At 38.4% G+C, this 19,851-nt stretch carries 23 protein-coding genes; 18 read left to right on the forward strand and 5 right to left on the reverse strand.

Annotated elements, in window-relative coordinates:
* Positions 1-90: 90 nt before the first annotated feature.
* From lepB to ACIFPW_RS07305, 7 genes are all read left to right on the forward strand, one after another.
* Positions 91-648, forward strand: a complete 558-nt coding sequence (lepB, locus tag ACIFPW_RS07275) for a signal peptidase I (RefSeq protein ID WP_430243149.1) — start codon at positions 91-93, stop codon at positions 646-648.
* A gap of 59 nt (positions 649-707) precedes the next feature.
* Positions 708-875, forward strand: a complete 168-nt coding sequence (locus tag ACIFPW_RS07280; protein WP_194220049.1) for a hypothetical protein — start codon at positions 708-710, stop codon at positions 873-875.
* A gap of 283 nt (positions 876-1,158) precedes the next feature.
* Positions 1,159-2,325, forward strand: a complete 1,167-nt coding sequence (gene yhbH / locus ACIFPW_RS07285; protein ID WP_194220048.1) for a sporulation protein YhbH — start codon at positions 1,159-1,161, stop codon at positions 2,323-2,325.
* A 167-nt stretch (positions 2,326-2,492) separates the two neighbouring features.
* Positions 2,493-3,362, forward strand: a complete 870-nt coding sequence (locus ACIFPW_RS07290; RefSeq protein ID WP_430243151.1) for a ComEC/Rec2 family competence protein — start codon at positions 2,493-2,495, stop codon at positions 3,360-3,362.
* Between the two features lie 77 nt (positions 3,363-3,439).
* Positions 3,440-3,877: a CBS domain-containing protein gene (locus ACIFPW_RS07295; protein WP_430243153.1), complete on the forward strand. Its 438-nt coding sequence runs from the start codon at positions 3,440-3,442 to the stop codon at positions 3,875-3,877.
* A gap of 120 nt (positions 3,878-3,997) precedes the next feature.
* Complete coding sequence (locus tag ACIFPW_RS07300) at positions 3,998-5,533, forward strand: bifunctional GNAT family N-acetyltransferase/carbon-nitrogen hydrolase family protein (RefSeq protein ID WP_194220046.1); 1,536 nt, start codon at positions 3,998-4,000, stop codon at positions 5,531-5,533.
* Positions 5,534-5,724: 191 nt separating this feature from the next.
* Positions 5,725-7,464, forward strand: coding sequence for a phospho-sugar mutase (locus ACIFPW_RS07305; RefSeq protein ID WP_430243155.1), 1,740 nt, complete (start codon positions 5,725-5,727; stop codon positions 7,462-7,464).
* A 136-nt stretch (positions 7,465-7,600) separates the two neighbouring features.
* Here ACIFPW_RS07305 and ACIFPW_RS07310 read toward each other — a convergent pair whose 3' ends face one another.
* On the reverse strand, positions 7,601-7,789 hold the full coding sequence (locus ACIFPW_RS07310) for a hypothetical protein (RefSeq protein WP_194220044.1): 189 nt from the start codon (positions 7,787-7,789) through the stop codon (positions 7,601-7,603).
* Positions 7,790-7,946: 157 nt separating this feature from the next.
* Here ACIFPW_RS07310 and ACIFPW_RS07315 point away from each other — a divergent pair, with 157 nt between their 5' ends.
* From ACIFPW_RS07315 to ACIFPW_RS07335, 5 genes are all read left to right on the forward strand, one after another.
* Positions 7,947-8,207, forward strand: coding sequence for a metal-sensitive transcriptional regulator (locus ACIFPW_RS07315; protein ID WP_194220043.1), 261 nt, complete (start codon positions 7,947-7,949; stop codon positions 8,205-8,207).
* 273 nt (positions 8,208-8,480) lie between these two features.
* On the forward strand, positions 8,481-9,050 hold the full coding sequence (locus ACIFPW_RS07320; protein ID WP_430243157.1) for a TlpA family protein disulfide reductase: 570 nt from the start codon (positions 8,481-8,483) through the stop codon (positions 9,048-9,050).
* Between the two features lie 113 nt (positions 9,051-9,163).
* On the forward strand, positions 9,164-9,352 hold the full coding sequence (locus tag ACIFPW_RS07325; RefSeq protein WP_194220041.1) for a hypothetical protein: 189 nt from the start codon (positions 9,164-9,166) through the stop codon (positions 9,350-9,352).
* A 285-nt stretch (positions 9,353-9,637) separates the two neighbouring features.
* Positions 9,638-10,534, forward strand: a complete 897-nt coding sequence (locus ACIFPW_RS07330; protein ID WP_430243159.1) for an EamA family transporter — start codon at positions 9,638-9,640, stop codon at positions 10,532-10,534.
* A gap of 71 nt (positions 10,535-10,605) precedes the next feature.
* The gene (locus ACIFPW_RS07335) at positions 10,606-11,685 is read left to right on the forward strand and encodes a mechanosensitive ion channel family protein (protein ID WP_430243160.1); all 1,080 of its coding nucleotides are present in this window, start codon (positions 10,606-10,608) and stop codon (positions 11,683-11,685) included.
* 38 nt (positions 11,686-11,723) lie between these two features.
* On the opposite strand, the gene ACIFPW_RS07340 is transcribed toward ACIFPW_RS07335, so the two are convergent.
* Positions 11,724-12,689, reverse strand: coding sequence for a bile acid:sodium symporter family protein (locus tag ACIFPW_RS07340; RefSeq protein WP_430243162.1), 966 nt, complete (start codon positions 12,687-12,689; stop codon positions 11,724-11,726).
* A gap of 171 nt (positions 12,690-12,860) precedes the next feature.
* Between ACIFPW_RS07340 and ACIFPW_RS07345 the strand changes: the two genes are divergently transcribed.
* The 4 genes from ACIFPW_RS07345 (at position 12,861) to ACIFPW_RS07360 (ending at position 17,236) form a co-directional block, all read left to right on the forward strand.
* Entirely contained in the window at positions 12,861-14,264 is a 1,404-nt protein-coding gene (locus ACIFPW_RS07345) for a SpoVR family protein (protein WP_430243164.1), read from the forward strand.
* Between the two features lie 3 nt (positions 14,265-14,267).
* Positions 14,268-14,840 (forward strand): hypothetical protein, encoded by a 573-nt coding sequence (locus ACIFPW_RS07350; protein WP_430243166.1) that lies wholly within the window; start codon positions 14,268-14,270, stop codon positions 14,838-14,840.
* Between the two features lie 75 nt (positions 14,841-14,915).
* Positions 14,916-15,620 carry an alpha/beta hydrolase gene (locus ACIFPW_RS07355; protein WP_430243168.1) on the forward strand — a complete coding sequence of 235 codons (705 nt, stop codon included), beginning with the start codon at positions 14,916-14,918 and terminating at the stop codon, positions 15,618-15,620.
* 254 nt (positions 15,621-15,874) lie between these two features.
* Complete coding sequence (locus tag ACIFPW_RS07360) at positions 15,875-17,236, forward strand: TrkH family potassium uptake protein (RefSeq protein WP_430243169.1); 1,362 nt, start codon at positions 15,875-15,877, stop codon at positions 17,234-17,236.
* A 260-nt stretch (positions 17,237-17,496) separates the two neighbouring features.
* Here ACIFPW_RS07360 and ACIFPW_RS07365 read toward each other — a convergent pair whose 3' ends face one another.
* Positions 17,497-17,649 (reverse strand): hypothetical protein, encoded by a 153-nt coding sequence (locus ACIFPW_RS07365; protein ID WP_430243171.1) that lies wholly within the window; start codon positions 17,647-17,649, stop codon positions 17,497-17,499.
* A gap of 129 nt (positions 17,650-17,778) precedes the next feature.
* Between ACIFPW_RS07365 and ACIFPW_RS07370 the strand changes: the two genes are divergently transcribed.
* Both ACIFPW_RS07370 and ACIFPW_RS07375 read left to right on the forward strand, forming a co-directional pair.
* Positions 17,779-17,994, forward strand: a complete 216-nt coding sequence (locus tag ACIFPW_RS07370; RefSeq protein WP_194220033.1) for an alpha/beta-type small acid-soluble spore protein — start codon at positions 17,779-17,781, stop codon at positions 17,992-17,994.
* Positions 17,995-18,070: 76 nt separating this feature from the next.
* Complete coding sequence (locus ACIFPW_RS07375) at positions 18,071-18,319, forward strand: hypothetical protein (RefSeq protein WP_194220032.1); 249 nt, start codon at positions 18,071-18,073, stop codon at positions 18,317-18,319.
* Between the two features lie 37 nt (positions 18,320-18,356).
* Here ACIFPW_RS07375 and ACIFPW_RS07380 read toward each other — a convergent pair whose 3' ends face one another.
* On the reverse strand, positions 18,357-19,016 hold the full coding sequence (locus ACIFPW_RS07380; RefSeq protein ID WP_194220031.1) for an amino acid ABC transporter permease: 660 nt from the start codon (positions 19,014-19,016) through the stop codon (positions 18,357-18,359).
* The gene (locus ACIFPW_RS07385) at positions 19,009-19,800 is read right to left on the reverse strand and encodes a transporter substrate-binding domain-containing protein (RefSeq protein WP_430243172.1); all 792 of its coding nucleotides are present in this window, start codon (positions 19,798-19,800) and stop codon (positions 19,009-19,011) included. The genes ACIFPW_RS07380 and ACIFPW_RS07385 overlap by 8 nt, the downstream gene beginning before the upstream one ends.
* Between the last annotated feature and the right edge of the window lie 51 nt (positions 19,801-19,851).

A 19,851-nucleotide genomic window follows, 5' to 3' on the forward strand; every position in this document is an offset into this window, starting at 1 on the left:
ATTGTAATCGCTATCAAATACGTGTGTGCTTGTGCCGGCTTATTATGAGTGATAGATTAGACGTAAAGACGTATTGAAAAGAGGTTTGAGATGAAGAAGGAACGCAATCCGCTTTGGGAGTGGATCAAGGCTTTTTCAATAGCTGTAGTCCTGGCGATTGTTATTCGTGAATTTCTCATAACGAACTATGTCGTTCATGGTGAATCAATGATGCCAACGATCCAAGATGGGAATCGTTTAATTATTAATAAAATTGGTTATAAAGTCTCAGAGCCTGATCGATTTGATCTTGTTGTATTTCATGCGAATGAAGAAGAAGACTATATTAAGAGAGTTATTGGTCTTCCAGGAGATACGATCGAATATAAAAATGATGTTTTATATGTGAATGGTGAGAAAATAAAAGAACCTTATCTTGAGCGTTATAAGAAAGATATTTTTAACGGGAACCTCACTGAGAATTTCCATCTTGAAGATAAAACTGGAAAATCAGAGGTGCCCGAGGGATATTTATTTCTCATGGGGGATAACCGAAGACATAGCTATGATAGCAGGCATATTGGTTTCGTACCAATGAATCAAGTAGTAGGGGAAGTAAATCTACGCTACTGGCCACTTGAGAAAATTGATTTCACTTTCCAAAAATAAACTAAATATGGTTATTAAGGAAGAGAATCGGGGTACTATTACTATTGAGGTGATTCAAGATGGCGGATCATAAAGAAAAACCTGAGAACAGTTCAATGGCGATGAATGAAAAAGAAATGGCCGAACTCGGTAAAGAGATGGAAGAGCTAGACACAAATGATGAGATTAAGAAAAAGGGTAAACGTCCAGATCCGATTCAACACAAAAAGGAAAATGAAACAGAGTAACTCCCAATAAGGGAGTTTTTTTTGAATATAAACTGAGAAGGATAAAACATAAGTATAAATGGATGAAAGTCGTCCAATTCGAGTAGTTAGAGCAATAAAAGCTGTATTTGTCAGAATTAATTGTCAATTATCGCTTGTATTTGCATAGGATAAAGTATACTATTCAACGCAGCCGAAGGAAGTCCACATTAGGGTTAAGTTTCTGAACTAACATCATGAGCGATCATCGATCATTGAATAAATTTTCGCTAGAAATTTAATTTTTTTAGGAGGGAAATAAGGCATGAAAGACAAGGACTCCAACAATTTCGTCGTCTCTCAGGAGAATTGGTCCCTCCACCGAAAAGGCTATCAGGATCAACAACGCCATGCCGAAAAAGTTCAAGATGCTATCCAAAACAATCTCCCGGATCTCATCAGTGAAGAGAACATTATTTTATCTAACGGTCGAGATGTCATTAAAATACCAATACGTTCACTTGATGAGTATAAAATTCGTTATAACTATGATAAGTCTAAGCATGTTGGGCAAGGTGAAGGCGATAGCCAGGTGGGAGACGTTGTGGCAAGAGATGGTTCAGGGGAAAAACAGCCTGGGGCCGGTAAAGGTGAAGGGGCTGGAGATCAGCCAGGAGAAGATTATTATGAAGCAGAAGTTTCTCTGGTAGAACTGCAGGATATTTTATTTAAAGAACTGGAACTGCCGAATTTACGTGAAAAAGAAACAGCCGACGTAGTGAAAAAGAAAGTAGAATTTAATGATATTCGAAAAACTGGACTTATGGGTAATATTGATAAGAAAAGAACAATTCTATCAGCGTATAAGAGAAATGCAATTAGTGGAACACCATCAATTGCACCGATTTATCAAGATGATCTACGCTTCAAAACATGGAATGAAGAAATTAAGCGCGAATCTAAAGCCGTCGTTTTAGCCATGATGGATACAAGTGGTTCGATGGGAAAATGGGAGAAATATATGGCAAGAAGCTTTTTCTTCTGGATGTCACGTTTCCTACGATCGAAATATGAAACAGTGGAGATTGAGTTTATTGCTCATCATACAGAAGCAAAAGTCGTCACTGAAGACGATTTTTTTTCAAAAGGAGAAAGCGGAGGAACAATTTGCTCATCAGCATATCGCAAAGCGCTTGAACTCATTGATGAGAAGTATTCTCCAGCACGTTACAACATTTACCCATTCCATTTCTCAGATGGCGATAACCTGACGTCAGACAATACAAGATGTGTGAAACTGGTCAATCAAATTATGAAGGTCTCGAACATGTTTGGATATGGAGAAGTTAATGCTTATAATCGCCATTCCACCCTGATGAGTGCCTACAAAAATATACATGATCCTAAATTTAGGCATTATATTCTGAAAGAAAAGAAAGACGTCTATCACGCAATGAAAAGTTTCTTCCGAAAAGAAGAAATTCATTCATAAGCTTCCCAAAATGGGGAGCTTTTTTCTTTCAGTTAGGCTATGCGATTAAACGCTGTTATTTTCACTCAGAAGATCCACAAATTGAGAAGTCATAATAAGTTAACATTGCTTTTAGATCAGATAGGAAGGTACATACTAATAACAAGTAAAGCGTTGGAGGAATCATTATGAAATTCATTAGGTTTCTTTTTCTTTCCCTTCTTATCTTATTATTGATGCCTTATGATGTGACAGCTCAATCAAATGTGGTTGAAGTTCACTTTATTGATGTGGGACAGGCTGATAGCATTTTAATCACGTATGGAGAAAAAGCTGTGCTAGTCGACGCGGGAGATAATGGTGATGGAGAAGCGGTTTCAAATTATATAAAGAAGCTAGGCATTAGCCAATTAGATTATATTGTGGCGACGCATCCCCATCATGATCATATTGGTGGGATGGATGATGTGATAGAAAATTTCGATGTAAAAAATGTGATGATGCCCGATGTTTCTTATCCAACAGTTCATTATAAGTCCCTCATAAAGGTATTGAAGAAAAAAGACATTACCTTAGAAAAGGCACGAAAAGGTATGAAAATAAAACTAGGACATCAGGTGAATATACAGGTCATTTCACCTTCCAAAGAAGCAGAGTACGAGGATTTTAATGATTATAGTGCCGTATTACGGCTGAGTCATAAAGAGAATAGCTTCCTGTTGATGGGTGACGCTGGGGTAGAAGTAGAGAAGCAAATGCTAGAAAACGTTAAAAGGAAACAGCTTAAATCTGATGTTCTAAAAATGGGGCACCATGGTGCTAGTTCGGCTACATCAGAGACATTTCTTAAAGCTGTCACCCCAGAGACTGCTGTTATTTCAGTAGGTAAAAATAATCGTTATGATTTTCCAGATAAAAATGTGATTCAGAGATTAAATGAACATCATATTTCTGTTTTAAGAACAGATGAAATAGGGACGATTATTGCTACAAGTGATGGTGAGAACATTGTATTTCATACTGATAACAACCTAATTTCACATAAAAAGGATAAATAATAACTGGCGAAGGAGCTTACACTACATGTTGAAAGGCACCGCCTTTCTTGTCTGAACGATCATACACCTTGGGAGGAATGCTTGTGCATAACAATCTGCAAAACCTCATGTCTAAGAACATCGTATCCGTTACACCAGAGCAATCGATCCAGGAAGCAGCGGCTCTAATGAATCAGTATAATATTGGTTCATTACCTGTCATGAAAAATGGTCAGCTTTGCGGGATGGTCACAGATCGTGATATTACGACTCGTGCCACTGCAACTGGTGGAAATGCGGATTGTCAGGTGAGCCAATGTATGTCTAATAACATTGTCTCAGCTACATCTAACATGAGTGCAGAAGAAGCAGCGGCATTAATGGCTAAGAATCAGATCCGACGATTGCCTATTGTTGAAAACAATCAGGTAGTGGGAATGGTTTCGCTTGGAGATTTTGCGACGAAAACACCTGATCATCAAGAGGCCGCCACCGCACTATCGAGCATTTCTCAGAATGGAACAACACGAGGTTAAGAACCAAGAGACTGACAAATGTCAGTCTCTTCTATTTCGTTCATCCTATGATAAAATCAGGATAGAATCATGTGGAAATAGGGTACATAGTAATATAGATGGAATGTGGAGGGAAAGCATATGTCAGAATTAGATGTATCGAAATTCGAAAAAAAGATTGAGATTAGGCAAATTCATCACGAAGATATAGATGAAATCCTTTCATTACAGAAAAAATGTTTTCCTGGAATGGATCCCTGGAAAAGAGAGCATCTTGAGAGTCACCTGGAAATTTTCCCAGAAGGGCAATTTTGTGTAGAACTCGAAGGAGAAATCATAGGCTCCTGTTCAAGCTTAATGGTGAACTTTGATGAATATGATGATCAGCATACGTGGGATGACATTACGGATGAAGGATATATTACAAATCATAACCCCGATGGCTATAACCTTTATGGTATTGAAGTGATGGTGCATCCGGAATATAGAAGGATGAAAATCGGTAAGCGTCTTTATGAGGCACGAAAAGATCTTGCGCGAGAATTAAACGTCAAGAGTATTATCATCGGAGGGCGAATTCCGAATTACCATAAACACGCGAATGAAATGAAAGCATCAGAATACGTAGAAGAAGTGAAGTTCCAGAACATATATGATCCTGTTTTAACGTTCCAGCTCATGAATGGATTTAATGTAATGAGAATAAATCCGAACTATTTACCAGATGATAAAGCTTCAAAGCAATTCGCTACTTTAATGGAGTGGAATAACGTTGAATACAAAGCCGTGACAAGAAGGCACTTTAGATCGTCATTCCCCGTTCGAATTTGTGCGATACAATATGCGATGAAGAAAATCTCTTCCTTTGAAGAATTTGCAAACCAAGTGGAATATTATGTTGATGTGGCAGCAGATTTTGGTTCTGATTTTGCTGTGTTTCCTGAGATCTTTACGACACAACTAATGTCGTTCATGGATGAAAAAATACCAAGCAAAGCTGTTCGGCGTTTAACAGAATATACAGAGCCGTATATCGAGCTTTTTACAGAATTAGCTGTAAAGTATAACGTTAATATAATTGGTGGTTCTCATTTCGTTTTAGAGGATGAAAAGATCTATAATATAGCTTATTTGTTTAGAAGAGACGGAACGATTGAAAAGCAATATAAAATTCATGTTACTCCAAACGAACGTCGTTGGTGGGGAATTCATGGTTCAGATGGTATTGAAGTTTTTGATACAGATTGTGGTAAAATTGCGATCCAAATCTGTTATGATATCGAATTCCCTGAGCTTGGAAGAATTGCGACAGATAAGGGCGCTAACATTCTATTTACACCTTTCTGTACCGACGATCGTCAAGGGTATCTACGCGTACGTTATTGTGCGCAGGCTAGAGCGGTTGAGAACCAAATTTATACAGTCATTGCCGGTACGATTGGTAACTTATCTCAAGTAGAGAATATGGATGTTCAGTATGCACAATCAGGGATTTTTACCCCTTCAGATTTTGCTTTTTCAAGAGATGGAATTGCTGGTGAATGTCACCCGAATATTGAAACTGTGGTGGTAGGAGATGTAGATCTTGAGATTCTTAGAAGACAACGTCAATCTGGTACGGTACGACAGTTACGAGATCGCCGAAAAGATTTATATGAGATACATTACAAAAAGTAAGCAGCTTTGCGGCTTGCTTTTTTTGTCGAATTTAAGCGAATGGTGTTTTTTTCCTATATAGCATTGGCGTACGATTCAATTCATATTATGATAATTAGAGAAAAGGAGAAAATCTAGCCAAAATGCAGGATTTTAACAGGTTTTCTCGAATTGATAAAAATTAAAGAAGATTTACATAATAGGAGGCAATAATGGACTGGAAAAATGAATATAAAAGATGGGTATCAGCAACTTCCCTTGACGAAGAATTGAAAAAGGATCTTGAAGCATTAAAAGGACAAGACCAATCACTTGAAGATGCATTTTATAAAAATCTTGAATTTGGCACGGGTGGCATGAGGGGAGAAATAGGCCCTGGTACGAATCGAATGAATTTATATACGATTCGAAAAGCCTCTGAAGGTCTTGCGCAATACATAGATGCACATGGTGAAGCTTACAAGAAAAGAGGAGTAGCAATTGCTTACGATTCGCGTCACAAGTCTCCTGAGTTCGCTATGGAAGCTGCGAAGACCCTTTCGAGCCATGGCATTCAAACGTATGTTTTCGAAGAACTCCGCCCCACTCCAGAGCTCTCGTTCGCGGTTCGAACTTTAAATGCTTGCGCTGGAATCGTTATCACAGCGAGTCATAACCCACCAGAGTATAACGGTTATAAAGTTTACGGAGAAGATGGAGGTCAGCTACCACCTAAGGCTGCTTCAGAAGTGATTTCATATGTAGACGGTGTTGACAATGAGTTAGAAGTGAAGGTTACGTCCGAGCAAGAACTGAAAGAAAAAGGACTTATTCAAATGATTGGCGCAGAAATTGATCGCCAATATGTAGAACAATTAAAAACGCTTCGCGTAAATCAAGGATTACTTTCTAAAATGGGCGAGCAATTAAAAATCGTCTTCACGCCTTTGCACGGAACAGCGAATATTCCTGTTAGGGAAGGTTTGAAAGCTTATGGATTTTCAAATGTAACTGTTGTAAAAGAACAGGAGTTACCAGATCCTAATTTCTCTACAGTGTCTTCTCCAAACCCAGAAGAACATGCTGCGTTTGAATTAGCCATTCAATATGGGGAGCAGGAGGATGCTGATATACTTTTGGCTACAGATCCGGATGCAGACCGTGTTGGTGTAGCTGTGAAAAACAAAGAGGGTAAGTATGTGGTCCTGACTGGAAATCAAACAGGTGCACTATTGTTGAACTACATCATTACTCAGAAAAAAGAAAATGGAGAGCTGCCGGAAAATGGCGCAGTTCTTAAAACAATTGTTACTTCTGAAATTGGTCGTAAGATTGCGGAGGATAACGGTCTTACTTCATATGATACGCTTACAGGATTTAAATTTATTGGAGAAAAGATTAAAGAATTCGAAACAACTGGGGAGCATACTTTCCTATTTGGCTATGAAGAAAGCTATGGCTATCTTGTTGGTGACTTTGTTCGAGACGAAGATGCTGTTCAAGCATGCCTCGTAGCAGCTGAAGTTGCTGCTTTCTACAAGTCTAAAGGAATGACGCTTTATGAAGGTTTGCTCGAAGTATTTGAACAGTATGGATTTTATCAGGAAGGTCTTGAATCGTTAACACTGAAAGGAAAAGAAGGGGCAGAGAAGATCGTTTCTTTACTTGCGAAATTCCGTGAAGAGCCGCCTACTGAAGCAGCTGGATTACGAGTGCAAAGCGTAGAGGATTATGAGACAAGCAAAAGAACGTTTTTAGGTAGTGGTGAAAGTGAGCAAATTGAATTGCCTACTTCTAATGTATTGAAATATATTTTAGAAGATGGATCATGGTTCTGCCTTCGTCCTTCAGGAACTGAGCCGAAAGTGAAATTTTATTTTGGCGTAAATAGCGATAATCTTGAAAACAGTCAAAGCAAATTGGCTGAACTTAGATCGTCCGTAATGGGTAAGGTTCAAGAACGTTTGGGATAAAATAAAATAATGAAAAAGAAAACCAGGACAAATCTTTCGTCCTGGTTTTCTTGATGAGTTTCCTTTAAAAGCACAACATGTGTCTTATGCTAAACTGAGACACGAAAAAAATCGGCTAGTTCAGCCGATTTTTCTACTATTGGTGAAGTTGTTGTTTATTCAATTGATGTTCGTATTCAGCTTTGTTCATACGAATGAGATGAAATACTTTGTCTTTCGTTTCGCTATCTAGTTTCTCGAGAATTTTACCTGCTTTATACTCGTTTGAGGTAACAATCTTTCGATAAATTTTAGATAACCGTTTATCATCTTCGGATAAATCCAAAAGGCACTGCCTCCTTATAATGAACTAAACCTTTTTCCTATCCTTAAATTACGATTTATTTTACAATATATGAAGAGAAGTAGCAAGAAATTAATTTATTTATGACAGAATATTCTTATTCATAGAAACATAAATGAACACGAAAGGGAGTTATATCATGGAATATACAAATGAAATGAAAAACCGTTTAAAAAGAGTTGAAGGTCAAATTCGTGGTGTTCTTCGTATGCTTGAAGAAGAGAAAGATTGCAAAGATGTAATCACTCAGCTATCTGCTAGCAGAACGGCGATTGACCGTACGATAGGTTTAATAGTTGGTTCTAATCTAGAGGAGTGTATTCGTGAACAGCTTGATAAAGGCGAGTCTACAGAAGATGTTGTAAAGGAAGCTGTTCAACTTCTCGTTAAGAGCCGTTAAGGATTATTAGGATATTGAATAAAATATCATGAGAATCCTAGTACCTTTTTAAAATGGATACACGACTCAATAAATCATACCCCTCCTTCGTTTTCAAAAGTAAGATGGGAAATGTTCTTTGACAATAGCTGTCTTAAGTATTTGGTATAGTTCCACCTAAAATCGGTATGATAGTGAATAATGGATAAACTCTGCTATTTACAACTTTTGTACTTACGAAGCTATGTGTTAATTAGGCATTTAGTCAATGTTCTTTGGTAAAAGGAGGAGCTAATGAGAAATTTGATAATCGGGATCGTCGTCCTTAGTGGTTTTTTAGCTTTTGGTTTGCAAGTTTTTACGGATAATAAGAATGTTAACGTTATAAATCAAGCAGAACCAGCGAAGCAAGTGTCAGGAGCTGTTGAAGTAGGATTGCAAAAAGGAGATAAGGCACCTGATTTTACATTATATTCACTAGAAGGGGAAGAAGTGAGCCTCTCTGATTACAAAGGGAAGGTAACTTTTATTAATTTCTGGACGACCTGGTGCCCCCCTTGTAAAAAAGAAATGCCGGATATGCAGGAGTTTTATGAAGAAAAGGCAGAGGAATACGATGCAGAAATTCTTTCTATAAATATTACGACCAACGAATCTTCTTCTCAAGTTGTGGAAGATTTTGTGAAAGAGAATGCTCTTACCTTTCCAGTATTGTTGGATGAAAATGGTGAGCAATCAAATACTTTCGCTACTATAACAATACCAACGACGTATTTAGTTGACAAAAATGGTATAATAATGAAGAGGGTAATAGGTCCTATGAATAAAGAACAAATGGTTGAGTTGGCCCCTTCAGTGGAATAAAAGAGGTATTGTTAGGAGAGGTATGAGCTTCCGTTCGCTCAATCGTTCTTTAAAAGAAACGATGTTTTAAAATTGCGAAGGATAAACAGTTGACGCATAAGGGGGAGTGAACTGTGACTAATTTAGGATTTGGTGTCATGTTGTTTTTGATGTTGGGATTTGTCCAATATAGCTGGATTTATGAGCCAGTGAATGGGGTTGGGATTGAATTTAAATCAAAATGGTCCTACATTTCAATGTCGGTTTTTCTTGGTTTACTTGTGGGTTATCTCATTACGACGGGGATCTATCAGATTTATTAGAAGTATACGAATGCTATAAATTATTTTCGCATCTCGTTCCTATGGTTCATTTGTAGTTTTACAGCTCTTATTGACGAGACGGGGATTAGGGCTTATGATTTAAATATACTAAAACTAGCCTCAGACAGGTTAGACGGCGATTTTTCTGAAAGAAAAACCTTTCATTTTCATCGCCCTTTGTCGATTGTTCGACAGGGGGCGATTTTTTTATTGTCTTATTTTATACCATTCATTGAATTCCTTTAAAAAAGGTAAGCATGAGATAAATGATGGGAGGATCATCGAATGTGGAAATATGTATTACTTGTTTTATTTGCAGGATGTAGTTTAGGTTCATTGTCTACAATTACGAAAATAGGGATTTCTAAAGGATTTTCAGTAGGAGAATTATTAGCTGGTCAATTCTTTATTGGATGGCTCGTTCTAATAGTTCTCGTTGTTCTTTCTAAGAAAAAACTAAAATTACAAGGCTTAAAATTTATTCTAATCGGTGGAGTGGCTATCGGTTGTGTTTCTATTTTCTATACGCTTGCTGTATCCAAACTGCCAGCTTCTATTGCGGTGCTTCTTCTCTTTCAATTCACTTGGATCGGCCTCCTACTTGATTCTCTCAGTCAAAAAAGATGGCCAGAACCTAAAACGTTCGTATCAGTTATTATTCTCCTCATAGGGACATTTCTAGCGAGTGGAGTAGTAGGAGCTAAGGAATTCATTTATGATCCGATCGGTATTTTACTGGGCCTTCTTGCAGCAATCTGTTTTGCCATCTATATTTTTATTATGAGTAAAACATCAGCAGAAGTTCCTGCTGTTCAAAAAAGCTTTTATATGGTTACAATAGCTGGTATTCTCGTCTTAACTGTGTTCTCCCCTGAGTCACTTTTCCAAGGGGATATATCAGGTGAATGGTGGATGTTTGGTTTGTTTTTAGCGCTTCTCGGAAATATATTTCCGGTCTTATTTATGGCCATTGGTGTACCTAAAGTAGGTTCAAGTGTTGGAACGATTTTAAGTTCCTCAGAGCTTCCAGCGGCAGTGCTTTTATCGGCGATTTTTCTTCACGAAGCGGTTCATCTTGTTCAATGGGGAGGCGTTTTGTTGATTTTGATTGGCATTGTCATCTCCCAGTGGAATGTAAGCTATGACCAACAGTCAGAAAAAAAGCAGCATAATTCTCTGTAACTGACAAATACAAGTTCTAGAAAACGAATGTATATCCTTATAACCTATTTTTGTAAAGGGGAAGTTGCGTAATGGAATTGTTACGTATTCAAGACACATGGATTGAACTTGGTATTGCACTCGGTATTTTCCTTCTTTTTCTAGTAATGAGGAAAATTTTCGCGAAATATATATTTAATGTTTTTCTTAAATTAAGTAGAAAGTCTTCTACAGAATTTTTCACACACCTCTTCCTTGCTTTTGAGAGGCCGTTACGAATGTTATTCGTAATAATTGGTTTGTATATTTCTGTACGTTACGTGTCATTCCTAGATCATCATAATGAATTTTATAAAGAGGTTATGAGATCGTCGTTAATTTTTCTTACTGCATGGGGATTATATAACCTTTCCTCATCGTCATCACTGTTTTTCCAAACAGTTAACAGCAAATATAATCTAAAAATTGATCAGCTTCTTATTCCATTTCTATCAAAAACACTTCGTCTTTTAATTGTTGCTATGACGTTTAGTGTTATCGCAGGAGAATTCGGCTATGACGTTAACGGCTTCATTACTGGGCTTGGACTTGGAGGTTTAGCGTTTGCTCTTGCTGCAAAAGAGACGATTGAAAACTTCTTCGGTGGAATAGTGATCATTACTGAGAAGCCATTTTCGATCGGTGAATGGATTAAAACACCGAGTGTAGAAGGCGTGGTTGAGGATATTACGTTTAGAAGTACTAAAATTCGTACTTTTGCCCAGGCGCTGGTGACAGTTCCGAACGCGCGATTAGCGAATGAGAATATTACGAACTGGTCCAAAATGGGTAAGCGGCAAATTACCTTTCATTTAGGAGTAACGTATAATACACCATCAGAAAGACTTGAAACGTGTATTAATCGAATTGAGAAAATGCTTCGCGATCATGAAGAAATTCATCCCGAGACTATATTTGTGTCATTTGATGAGTTTAATCATAGCAGCCTTGATGTTTTTCTTTATTTCTTTACCAACACAACCACGTGGGGGGACTTTTTGAATGTAAAACAAGATGTGAATTTTAAAATTATGAAAATAATGGAAGAAGAACATGTTGCTTTTGCATTTCCTACACAAACTCTCCATGTGGAAACAACTCCGTCACATGAAGAAGAGAAAATGTATAACTAAAAGAAAGGCAGGTCCTCCATGGAGAGACCTGCCTTTTCTTATGCGCTTTTTTTAGTAAGGGCTTTTTGCTCTTTAGTAGAAGGTTTTCTTTTGCTCCAAATGGTAGCTAGGATCGGACCAGAGATGTTATGCCATACACTAAAAATAGCGCTTGGTACTGCGGCGATGGGATTAAAATGAGCAGAAGCAAGTGCTGCGCCTAGACCAGAATTTTGCATCCCGACTTCAATCGAGATGGCGCGTTGATCGGGTTCGGGGAGTTGCAGTAATTTGGCAAGAAAGTAGCCAACGACAAGGCCAAGTATATTATGAAGAATAACAATTGAGAAAATAATGAGTCCCGTTTCTGCAATCCGGTCTTTGCTTGCCCCAACGACAGCTGCAACAATAGCGACGATTGAGATAACTGAAACAAGTGGAAGGACTTTAACACTCTCAGCAACTTTTTCTTTAAAAATTAGTTTTACTACAAAGCCAAGTGTAATGGGAATAACGACCATTTGGAAGATGGAAAGGAAAAGATCACCTGCAGATACAGGTAGCCATTGACTCGCAAATAAGAGAACGAGAGCAGGTGTTACTAAAGGAGCCAGTAGTGTAGAAACGGCTGTGATCGCTACTGATAAAGCTGTGTTTCCTTTCGATAAGTAAGTGATGACGTTTGAAGCAGTCCCCCCAGGACAACATCCAACAAGAATTACACCGACAGCAATTTCAGCTGGTAATTGAAAAATAACGGCCAGACCGTAAGCGAGCAAAGGCATAACAATAAATTGTGCAGCTACACCGATAGCAACGCTTTTTGGTTGTTTCACTACTTCCTTGAAATCCTTTGCAGATAAGGTCATCCCCATGCCAAACATAATAACTCCGAGTAAGATTGTTATGTATGATGTAATCCATGTAAATCCATTAGGGAATATAAACCCGAGTACTGCAAAAAGAATGACCCAAATCGCAAAAGTATTCCCCGCAAAATGACTTGCCTTCTCAAGAGCTCTCATTTCATCACATCCTTAGAAAATTTAATCCTGATTATACGCCTATTCGTGCAATTTTCAATACAATCTGACAATTTAATAAAACATTTTTGAATAACGATTTTTTCACGTTACTCATGAACCTACTTGTCCGGTCATACATATTAGTAAGCAATTCATTTAGGAGGGAATGACATGTCTACAGAGAAAGAAATCTTTTACGCTATAGAAGAGATTACAGAAATAGCAAAAGGGTTTGGGCTCGATTATTACCCTATGCGTTATGAGATATGTCCAGCAGACATTATTTACACGTTTGGAGCTTATGGAATGCCAACTCGCTTCTCACATTGGAGTTTTGGTAAGCAATTTCATAAGATGAAGCTACAATATGACCTGGGGCTAAGTAAAATCTATGAGCTTGTTATTAATTCTGACCCATGCTACGCCTTTCTGTTAGATACGAATAGTTTAATTCAGAATAAACTCATTATTGCTCATGTACTTGCTCACTGTGACTTCTTTAAGAATAATATTCGTTTTTCAAATACGCGAAGAGACATGGTTGAGAGTATGACAGCAACCGCTGAACGGATCGCTTATTATGAGCATCACTATGGAAAGGCTGAAGTGGAGAGCTTTCTTGACGCTGTTCTCTCCATACAAGAACATATTGATCCTTCGATAATGAGACCAAGATTGACGTATAATCTTCAAGATGAAACCCCGATTCCAGTGAAGCCTGATTCTCGATATAATGATTTGTGGTCAATCGATAAGGATGAGCTAGCGGACGAGCCAGCTCCGACGAAAAAGAAGAAGTTTCCACCGCAACCCGAAAAGGATCTTCTTCTCTTCATTCAGGAATATAGCGCGGAGCTTGAGGACTGGCAGCGAGATATTATGACGATGATGAGAGAGGAAATGCTGTATTTCTGGCCACAGCTTGAAACAAAGATCATGAATGAAGGATGGGCAAGTTATTGGCATCAGCGAATTCTTCGTGAAATGGATTTAACTACGGATGAAGCAATTGAATTCGCTTCACTCAATGCAAATGTTGTGCAACCTTCACGAACACGTATTAATCCTTATTACCTCGGTCTTAAAATCTTTGAGCATATTGAGGAAGTGTATGATCATCCTACAGAGGAAATGAAGCAGCGCGGATTCGAAATAGGTAAAGGAAGAGAGAAGATGTTTGAAGTTCGTGAAGTGGAAGCTGATATTTCATTTATCAGGAATTACCTTACAAAGGATCTTGTATATAAAGAAGATTTGTATTTGTTCCAAAAGAAGGGACGCGATTACAAAATAGTTGATAAAGAATGGGAGCATATTCGTGATCAGCTAGTGACAATGAGAGTAAATGGTGGATTCCCATATTTAACTGTAAGCGACGGGAACTACATGAAAGCTGGAGAAATGTACCTTCATCATTCTTTTGAAGATACAGAGCTTGATCTTCAATATTTAGAGCGAGTTCTACCGTACGTCCATCAATTATGGGGGCGCCCGGTTCATATGGAAACGCGAGTGGAGGATAAGGAAGTTCTCTTTTCGTATGATGGAAAGAAGTTGCATCGTAGGTACTTGTAGCAAATGGATTTCCTGAGTGACTTAAGCGATCATTTCTGGCTGTATCTACTCTCCATAACGCTAGCTGGTGCTTTAGGAGGGATTGGTAATATCCTGATCTCAGGTGAATTTCAACGGTTTCGAAAAGTAGTCAATCAACAAAATAATGCAGTCTATTACAATATTGGATCAATAAAAGAGCCACTAGTTGGTGGAATTGGTGGGATATTAACGACGTTATTATTTATTGAAACAGCTTCAGGTCAATACTTGCTCTATTTAGCGCTACTCACAGGGTTCGGGAGCAGCGCTTTTCTAAAGCGTTATATCGAGCAAAAAACAGATCATATTGTTGAACAAAATAACAAACTGATTCAGAGTGAAAATATTCAAACGTATCACTATGAGAGCGAAACGAATGGCTCAGTTGTTAAAGGGATTATGAGTCCATCGCCAGTTTATTTAACTCAATCAGAGATAGAGCGGCTTACAATCCTTCAAGCCAAGGTGGGAGAAGCAATAGGTCCAAAAGAAGCGAAGGTATATCAATGTGAAATTAATTCGCTTCTTAGCCTGGGGAAACAACGCTCATTTTAACCGATGCAACTATTGTGAAGATATGAGATCTAGCGTATTATATATGTGATAATGCACATATAAAGGGGATCTCAAATGAAGAAGTTCATGAAACGACTGTTCGTTATCGTTCCACTGATATTACTAGTCCTTGCGATCGTGGTCTTCTTCTGGGCAAAAGCTTCTTATGAACCAACAGAGGAAGCTTTAGGGTACCTGGAAGAGTCAAATGAAAGTGAATTAACATTTGGATCACAACATGCTGACAAAGGGATTATTTTCTATCAAGGCGGCAAGGTAGAGGAAGAGGCATATGCTTTTTTAGCTCACCAGCTTGCAAAGGAAGGTTATTTTGTAGTAATCCCTCGTCTGACGTTAAACCTGGCCATTTTAGATGGAGATAAAGCATCTGAAATGATAAGTAAATATGACGATGTAGGGGAATGGTACATTGGTGGTCATTCTCTCGGAGGCGCTGTGGCATCATCATTTGCTATCGAACATCCTGATGAAATCCAAGGGTTGTTTTTACTTGCAGCTTATCCAATTGAAGATATGTCTGAACTGTCTATACCGACGCTTACGATCTATGGTAAAGATGATGGAGTGGCAGTCCTATCTGATCAAAAAGAAAAAGAAGAGTTGCTCTCTTCTTTAGCAGAGATACACATTATCGAAGGGGGCAACCATGCCAACTACGGCATGTATGGTGAACAAAAAGGTGATAACCCAGGTTCCCTCAGTTCTGATCAACAAATCAAAGAGGCTGTTCGAACAATTACAACGTGGATAGAAGAATAAACCAAAATAAAGAGCCGTCTATGATGGTTCTTTATTTTGGTTTTATTTCTTTTGTCACGTTTTACTTTACTCAAGCGTGCCAATTATTTAGGGATTCTTTTTAAAGAAACGGGAATAAGGAATAATACGTAAGAAGATTCTCAATAATGGATGATATAGGAAAGAGATTGACAGAGAGCGTATATGGGTTAAGATAGGGAATGTGATGAACCAACCCTCAGAGGGGATGGAAGAATGTATTACGTGAAAAGGCTGTGGATGCTTTGTTAAGATCTCGTTTTCGACGGATACGGTTAACTTCTGTTCAGTTAATCGTTTTGTTTTATTTAATAGCGGTAACGGTTTCTACCTTTCTAATTGGTTTACCGATTGCCCATCAATCTGGCGTGCAGCTATCCTTTATTGATGCCTTATTCACAGCCGTGAGTGCGGTAAGCGTGACAGGTCTTTCTGTTGTGTCGATATCGGATACTTTTAGCGTTCCTGGAATCTTTATTCTTGCTGCTGTCCTTCAAATTGGCGGGATTGGTATTATGACGCTTGGTACGTTTGTCTGGCTTGTGATGGGCAAGAAGATCGGATTAAAAGAAAGACAGCTGATAATGACTGATCAAAACCAATCCACATTGTCTGGCTTAGTACAATTGATGAAGCAAATTCTTGGATTAATTTTCATAATTGAATTAGTTGGCGCTCTTGTCCTTGGTACTTATTACCTTCGCTTCTTTGAGACATGGCAGGAAGCTTACCTTCAGGGATTTTTTGCTGCAGTGAGTGCAACGACAAACGGCGGTTTTGATATTACGGGAAGTTCTCTTCAGCCATTTGCACATGACTATTTCGTTCAATTTATTCATATATTATTAATTATCACAGGAGCCATTGGTTTCCCTGTGTTAATTGAAGTTAAAAACTTTTTATTTGCTAGACAGAATAGCCATCGATATAAATTTTCTTTATTTACTAAATTAACAACAATGACTTTCTTTGTACTCGTTGTTTCAGGAGCTATCCTTATTTGGGCATTTGAAGCGAATTCATTCTTTGCCGGTAAGAATTGGCATGAATCGTTCTTCTATGCCATGTTCCAATCAGTGACAACGCGTAGTGGTGGCCTATCTACAATGGATGTAAATCAGTTTCAAGAGCCTACACAGTTGTTGATGTCAGCCTTAATGTTTATTGGTGCTTCTCCAAGTAGCGTAGGTGGTGGTGTGCGTACAACTACATTTGCGATTGTGCTACTCGCTATTTTCTTCTTTGCAAAGGGTGGTACGTCAATTAAAGTGTTTGGACGAGAATTGCATCATGAGGATATTCATAAAGCCTTTGTTGTGTTTACCGTGGCGATTATCGTGTGGAGCTGTGGAATTATTATGCTTTCCTTCTCAGAACCATATCCAATCGTGGCTATTATTTTTGAAGTATCGTCAGCCTTTGGTACCACAGGTTTATCGATGGGCGTGACACCAGGTTTAAGTACTTTTGGCAAAATTGTTATCATGTGTTTGATGTTTATTGGTAGAATTGGAATTCTTTCGTTCCTCTTCCTTATTCGAGGAACAGTTCTTCGGGAAAGATACCATTATCCAACTGAACGAGTGATTATAGGTTAATTATAAAAAAGCAGGGGGAAATGATCCTCTTGCTTTTTTTGTGTTTAATTCTTTAAGTTTTCTTTAGTTCTAATATCTTTGTTTCTAAAGGCTCGTCTCCGCTTTTCATGTCTAGCTGCAGTGGGCAGACACTCGGTCACTTCACCTTTTCATCCGAACACAAAGACCGTGTTCAAATGAAAAGGCTCCAGTGCCTGCCGTGTCTGAACGCCCACTTCCGCTTTTCGTGTCTAGCTGCGACTCGCAGAAACTGCGATATTTCACTCTTTCACCAGAACACAAAAGGCGTGTTCTAGTTCAAGAGTTCCAATATCTCCGTTTCTAAACGCTCGTCTCCGCTTTTCATGTCTAGCTACGCGGGCCAAATCCTCTGGCTGTTTCGCCCACTCGAATGAGACAAAAAAGCGTCTCAATCTCATGGGCTCCAACATCCTGCGGATTTAAGCAGGCCCGCTCCGCTTTTCATGGTCATATTTACCAAAAAAAATTGGTATATAAATATCGGGAATTCACAAACTAGTTGTACAAAGGAGGTGATTGACATGGCTCAACAACAAAACAGACAAGGAAGCTCTAACAACCTTGTAGTACCTGGTGTAGCTCAAGCTATCGACCAGATGAAGTATGAAATCGCTACTGAATTCGGAGTGCAACTTGGTCCAGATTCAACTTCTCGCGCTAACGGATCTGTTGGTGGAGAAATCACAAAGCGTTTGGTTCAAATGGCTGAACAACAGCTTGGCGGTTACCAAAAATAATTTTATACCATGGCTGTAAGGGGTGGACTTGTCCATCCCTTCTTGCGTGATTCGATACATAGAAGGAGAGGGTAGCATGTCTTTTGAATGTCCACTCTGTAATAGCTTTGCTGCTATCCAGCTTGTTTGTCAGGTATGTGAAGATAAACTAACAGATAAGGGAAGAGAAGCAGAGTATTACGATGAGTACAGTGCCTATGAATCGATTGAGTCGACTAAAAAAATGGACGGATTCATAAGTAAAGCACATGAATGTCCTCATCTTCTATCATGTCCAACTTGTGGTTGGAATGATGTTTACTTAATTGAAGAATGGAGTACATAGCAAAGAGCTGCCTTGTCTGGCAGCTCTTTGTCTCCATTTAAGAAGAAGGGATATATAGTTTTTTCTCAAGAATGCTTTGAATGACATTGAGAATCGTTGTAAAGAACCAGTAGATGAAGGCTGCTGTTAATAAGATTGGTAAGACTTTAAAGTTTGATGCGGCAATTTGATCTGCGTTATAGGTTAATTCTGAAATCGTAAGTACTGAAGCAAGAGAAGAGGCTTTAACGATATCAATTAAAGAATTCCACACCGGTGGAATGGCTCTTCTCCATGCTTGAGGTAGGATAACCTCTTTGTAAATTAACGATTTTTTCATACCGAGTGACATTGCGGCTTCCCATTGTCCCTTTGATAGGGAGAGAATAGCTGCGCGAAATGACTCTGAAATATAAGCACCAAAATGTAAAATAAGTCCAGTGTAGGCGGCCTGCCAGGCTGTTAATTGAATATCCACTGAAACAAGACCATAATACAAAATAAATAATTGAATAAGAAGAGGTGTGCCTCTAAAGAACGAGACGTACAATTTCGCTATTCCAGATGCGATTTTGCTTTTTGAAAGACGTAACAAAGCGATGAATAAACCAACTAATAGGGCACCAAATATTGAAAAGAAACTAAGTAGAAGTGTATTCTTCGCCCCTTCCAGAAGAAAGGGCAAAGAATTTATTAACACATCAGTTGTCTCACTCACTTACATTTTCTCCATTAAAATATTCTTTAGAAATGTCTGCAAGCGTTCCATCTTCCTTCATTTCTTGTAGTGCACCGTTGATCTTTTCAATAAGCTCTTCGTTTCCTTTTGGTAGGGCAAAGGCCATTTCTGTTTTGTTGAATGTTTCTCCAACGCCTTTTACTTTATAATCCTGTTCAGGAAGCTCAGTTAAAATGAAGAGACGATCATTCATCGCTGCTTCAATGTTACGTTCGTTACTAAGATCTGTTAACACCTGGTTAGCGCCCTTGTAGATTTTCGTTTCAGCACCAGCTTCTTCAGCAGCCTGAGCATAGTTACTTCCCTGGGTAGTTCCTACGGTTTTTCCTTCAAGATCTTCTATACCTTTAATATCATCGTTATTCTCGTTAACGATCACTTGTCCACCTGAATAAGTGTATGGTTCTGTAAAATCAAATTGCTCTTTACGATCATCTGTGATCGTTACTTGATTGGCGACCATATCGATGCGTTCTGTTTCAAGTGAAGATAGAAGTCCTTTCCATTCAATCGCTTTAAATTCGGCTTTCATTCCGATACGATCGGCAACTTCACGTGCAACCTCGACATCGTAACCTGTAATTTCGTTATTATCATCTCGATAGCTGAATGGTGGATAAGTTGCTTCTGTTCCAATTAATAGGGTTTCTTGCTCTTTTGAACTGCCTTCTTCGTTATTTTCTGTATTATCATTGCTACCGCAGGCAGCAAGTACAGTAAGTGTTAATGCAAGCACCAACCCTAGCATCCATTTTTTATTCAAAATAACATCCTCCTTTTAATTCCTACAAAATTGATGTGAATTATAAATTTA

Origin of the sequence: Pseudalkalibacillus sp. NRS-1564 (assembly GCF_050467905.1) — a bacterium.
In the GTDB taxonomy this organism is placed as follows: domain Bacteria; phylum Bacillota; class Bacilli; order Bacillales; family Guptibacillaceae; genus Guptibacillus; species Guptibacillus hwajinpoensis_B.